Source organism: Brevibacillus sp. NL20B1, assembly GCF_018195675.1.
GTDB classification, from domain to species: Bacteria; Bacillota; Bacilli; order Brevibacillales; family Brevibacillaceae; genus Brevibacillus; species Brevibacillus aydinogluensis.
Genome location: NZ_JAGTPT010000048.1, coordinates 1 through 2388, shown reverse-complemented (window position 1 = coordinate 2388; position 2388 = coordinate 1). Strand labels below are relative to the sequence as shown.

General features: G+C 41.6%; 2 protein-coding genes. Both read right to left on the bottom strand.

All coding sequences use genetic code 11. The features are described 5' to 3' along the window. Window positions 1–742, bottom strand: a 742-nt coding sequence (gene istB / locus KDN35_RS19635) for an IS21-like element helper ATPase IstB (RefSeq protein WP_212133737.1), incomplete at its 3' end; no start/stop codon positions are given. Next, on the bottom strand, window positions 739–2325 hold the full coding sequence (istA, locus tag KDN35_RS19630; RefSeq protein WP_311975626.1) for an IS21 family transposase: 1587 nt from the start codon (window positions 2323–2325) through the stop codon (window positions 739–741). The genes istA and istB, both read right to left, overlap by 4 nt. Window positions 2326–2388 lie beyond the last annotated feature (63 nt).

Genomic DNA, 2388 nt, shown 5'->3' with positions numbered 1-2388 from the left:
TAAAAATGGAAATTCTGTGCTTCATTCGATAGCTGTCTCCATTTAAATGAATCACTTCGGCACGATGGATGATTCTGTCTAATACAGCTGTGGTGATAGCCGGATCACCGAGTAATTCTCCCCACTCACTCGGCCCTTTATTGGATGTTAGGATAATCGACGATTGATTGTACAAGTCATTAATCAAATGAAAGAATAAATTCGCTTCTCGTTGATCCATCGCTATAAACATGAAGTCGTCGATAATCACTAAGTTCGATTCCCTCAGTCGTTGAAGACGAATTTGTGATTTCCGAGTAATTTCCTCCGTTTTTAACGCTTGAATCAACTCTCCCATCGTAATAAACGTCACTTTATACCCTTGATGAATCGCTTCAATCCCGAGTCCAATCGCCAAATGGGTTTTTCCGACACCTGGCGGTCCTAACAGAATCAAATTAAAGAGTTGGTCTAACCATGAGAGTTCTCGCAATTGGTGAAATTGTCTTTTCGTCAGTGATGGCTGTTCTTGTAGTTGAAACTCATCTAACGTCTTGTAGTAGGGGAAAGACGCCCATTTCAAACGCCTCTCCCGTAATTTCTCCTCCCGACGATGTTGTTCATAACGTAACACATCGTATAAAAAACGTAGATATGTCACCTCATTCGTCTCTGCTTGTTTCACTAATATAGGCAGATGAGAAGCCGTTTCTGTCAAACGTAATACTCGTAATAACTCTTGTACATTCGTTAACTGGCTCATTTCGTTCTTCCCTCCAAAATCCCGATATATTCATTAACGTTTCTTACAGCTGGTTGTGCACAAAGGATAGAATGACTCTCCTCCTGCAATGATTGGATTCGGTTTACCTGAACGGCTTTGCCGGAAGTGTTCAATCGATGTTGCCGTTGTAAGTAACCGACCATATCTGTAAACTCTGAAGCACTATACAGCTGTAATTCGATGCACTTTTGTAGTGCTTGGCTGCAGAGGGACGCCGGAGAGTGAGCCAATTTTTTTTGAATGAGCTGCAATTGATCGCGTATATATCGCGGATAGGCTTTTCGTATGTGTTCTAGATATTCCTTTGCCACATCTGGTTGTTCAAACTGGTTGGCAACCCTTTTGATATAGGCATTGATGCCTTTCGTTCGATCTCGCAAATGGTTTCGGTTTTGAATCAGCTTTCCTTTGCCATGAGCGATCGTGTGCTTTCCTAAGTATTCCCCTGTTTCAGAATCGTAGATGAAGAGCTCCTGTTCCCTTTGTATGACAATTTGTACTGTTTTTCCAAACGGCATATAGGTTCCGCACGGAACCGTATATCGATTCGATTTGTACAGAATCGTATTGTCCTTTCTAACCGTTCTTGTTATACTGTTTGTGAGGTTTGGGTTTTGGACGTAGGTCACGTCCACTGATAGAGAGATCGGTCGTAAGTGTTGTTTTTCGAGTTCAAACACGTCGACTGGTCTCTTTTTTGTTGTGTTATGAACTCTCCCATTACCTGTTCGCCGTAACCATTCCCATCCTTGTTCATTCCACAGATCGAGATTCGTAAATATCCGATGTTTGGCAAAGTTGTGTTTGATAAATCCTATGACATTCTCAATTTTCCCTTTGCTTTCCGGGTCTGCCTTTCGACATACATGAAGAGTGAGGTTGCGCTGTCTTCGATAGGCTTCAAACTCGGCGGTAAGAATGAGGTCCCCGGCATTTTCACTAACCACAATCAGGTTATCCTGATCATAAACAAGTTCGTTTGGGATTCCACCAAACCATTGGAACGCATTCTCATGAGCTTGAATGACATCTCTCGTTGTAAAAGGACGATCCAGCCACTCCATGTATTTATAACGGCAGTGCGAAAGCACAAAGGCGATAAAATATAAATCGATATCCTTGCCTTGTTGATGTTTTACTTTCACTTTTCCAAAATCGACTTGCGCTTGGTGACCCATTGGTGGATCTGGCACTGCTTGATATTGGCGAATCGAGGGTTCCTTTGGGATTTTCCATTCCTCTCGTAAACTACGTACATAACTCCGAACCGTACTTTCTCCCACGCAAAGGTCAGGATAACGTTCCTCTAACCAGTCTTGTACCTGAGACGCTGATAAATCTGGATGCTTCTGAATCCAATGTAAAATAAGCTCTCGATAAGGGTCTAACTTTTTTCTTCGTTGCTTCGTAGAAGCTAACCATGTTGTCATGTCCTCAGGTGAACGCTTTAAATAGTTATATAATGTCGTTCTGGATATCTTTAATTTTTTAGCGACGGATGTTTTACTAAACCCTTGTTTTAAAAGTTGATAAATTTCCATATACATTTCCCACTTATCCACCTTTCAGTCCCTCCAACAGCTAGATAAAATCTCAACATCTATCATAGCTGTTAGGAGTAAAAT